The sequence below is a fragment of the Clostridium tarantellae genome, from assembly GCF_009295725.1.
Lineage (GTDB): Bacteria > Bacillota > Clostridia > Clostridiales > Clostridiaceae > Sarcina > Sarcina tarantellae.
The window spans coordinates 1-2,382 of record NZ_WHJC01000410.1 but is presented as its reverse complement, the minus strand read 5'-3'; the positions used below and the strand labels follow the sequence as shown (position 1 = coordinate 2,382).

At 26.2% G+C, this 2,382-nt stretch carries 3 protein-coding genes; all 3 read right to left on the bottom strand.

Annotation, left to right across the window (positions count from 1 at the left end):
• Nucleotides 1-107 precede the first annotated feature (107 nt).
• The 3 genes from GBZ86_RS15090 to GBZ86_RS15080 are packed head-to-tail and all read right to left on the bottom strand — an operon-like array spanning nt 108 to nt 2,047.
• The gene (locus GBZ86_RS15090) at nt 108-419 is read right to left on the bottom strand and encodes a hypothetical protein (protein WP_152892018.1); all 312 of its coding nucleotides are present in this window, start codon (nt 417-419) and stop codon (nt 108-110) included.
• Nucleotides 420-1,103 (bottom strand): response regulator transcription factor, encoded by a 684-nt coding sequence (locus GBZ86_RS15085; protein WP_152892016.1) that lies wholly within the window; start codon nt 1,101-1,103, stop codon nt 420-422.
• The gene (locus GBZ86_RS15080) at nt 1,100-2,047 is read right to left on the bottom strand and encodes a sensor histidine kinase (protein ID WP_152892014.1); all 948 of its coding nucleotides are present in this window, start codon (nt 2,045-2,047) and stop codon (nt 1,100-1,102) included. The genes GBZ86_RS15085 and GBZ86_RS15080 overlap by 4 nt, the downstream gene beginning before the upstream one ends.
• Between the last annotated feature and the right edge of the window lie 335 nt (nt 2,048-2,382).

Genomic DNA, 2,382 nt, shown 5'->3' with positions numbered 1-2,382 from the left:
CTGGTATCAATTAGTGATTTTCACAAACCGTCGGTGCGACGGGGTTAGCTTGGGTAAACTTGTAACATTAGTTATATTGACCAAGAAGCTCACACTTCAAGCGTTAGCTAAGTGGAGAGTAGTTCACTTTGATGGGATATATCAGAAATTAAAGTTTTTATTTTATCCCTTTCCTCTAATATATTTTTTTGTGATAAATAATCCTGCTTTAAATATCTATTTACCTTACTCTCTAAAGCTGATAGTAGGGATTCATCAAAGGTATTTTCCGTAAATTCCCCTTTAATGGCACAATCCATCATATTATAAAGCTTTTTCATAGTCTTTTTTGTGTAATAATTATTAATGGACACAATTATTATACATAAAATTATTGAAATTACGGTAATCACTAAAGAAATAATAGTTAAGTTATCCATTTATTTAACCACCCACGAATATCCTGTACCATATATGGTTTTTATATATGTAGGCTTTGAAGGATTATCCTCTAGTTTATTTCTTAATCTTTTAATAGTTACAGAAAGGGCATTTTCATCTACATACTCTCCCCCATTGGTCCAAATCTTATCTACTAACATTTCTCTAGTAAGAGTATTGCCCCTATTTTCCACCAAGACTTTAAGAAGCTTTTGCTCAGTTTTACTTAATTCAATTAAAATTTCACCCTTTTTATATTCCATAGTATCAAAATTAAAAGAAAAATTATTTATTTCAAAAGAATTAACCTTTGAAGTTACTTGCCTAAGTTGAGCCTTTACCCTTGCTCTAAGAACCATTAAACTAAAGGGTTTAGTAACATAATCATTTGCTCCCATTTCAAGTCCTGTTACAATATCAGTTTCCATATCATTTGCAGTAAGTATAATAACAGGAATTAAAGAAGTTTTTCTAATATCATTAAGAAAATCTAATCCATTTCCATCTGGTAAATTTACATCTAAAATTATTAACTGAAAATCATAATTATTTACATATTCCTTTGCATTTTTTAAAGAATTAGCTTCATAAAAGGTATATTTTTCACTTTTTAAAGCTAGTACAATTCCTCTACTTAAAGCTTTATCATCTTCCACAATTAAAATACTCACATTATTTTTCATAAATTATTCCTTTCATCTTTACACTTTACATAATTAGAACCAATTACATTCCAATAACAATTTATATAAAGTAACTCATCTTTAATTTCAGCAGTTATTTCTCCCTGCATTTTATTCATAAGTTCCTTTACTATAGCTAGTCCTAATCCTGTACTATTTTTATTTAGTCCTCTAGATTTATCCCCCTTATAAAATTTATTAAATAAGAAGTCCTCATCTTTCTTTTTAAGGTTTCTAGCAGAGTTTATTATAGTTAATAAAGCTTTATCACTCTGCTTTGTAAGGTTTATTACAACTCTTCCTTTAGTATGTTTTACAGCATTTATTATTAGATTTTCTAAAACTCTTTTTACAGATGATTCCTCTCCTAAAATCATAATATTTTCTTCTTTTATATGTATATCCGGTTCTATATTATTATTAGTGAAATCATAGTAACAGGAAGTAATAACATCACATAATATTTCATTTAAATTTATTGAATTTAGTTTTATAGTATATTCAGGTGATTCTAATACAGAAAGGAGGAAAAATTCATTGAGTAAATCCTGAAGATCTTTAGCTCGTCTTTCTGTTATTTCTAAATATTCCTTTTGCTTTTCATAGGATAAAGTACTCTTATTTATCATTTGCAAATATCCCACTATAGACGTAAGGGGAGTTCTTAAATCATGGGATATACTAGCTATTAATGCTCTTAACTCTTCCTGTACTTTAATTTCCTTTAACTGAAAGGAAGTGCAAACATCTATATTTTCATTTATTTCCATAGCTAAATTTTCAATATCTTTATTAAATAGACTAATATCTATTTTCTTTTTACTTTTACTATTACTATAATCCTTTAATTGTTTAATTATATTCCTTAATTCTTTCTTCATTAAAAACAAATAAATAATTAAAAGTAAATTTATTCCCCCTAATATTAAAACTATCCATATCATTTTAATCTTCCCCTTTATTATATCAAGTGGTAAAAGCCACTTAATAAAGTATTTATAATATTTTATATCCTTCTTACTAAAAATAACCTGTTATATTTCTTGTAATATTATACCATTATCAATAAAAGTTCACATAAATTTTTTATATAAACTATGCCTTGTTAGTTTTTAAAATTTAATTTTTATCATAAAAAAACTATCTTTAAAATTTAAAAAATATTAAATTAAATAAATATATGTACCACTATGTGCTAGAACAAAATCTGCTTTGCAGACCGCCTTCGGCATTTTAATTAAAGTTATCCACAGATTTTTTAAATTATAATTTCCTAAAG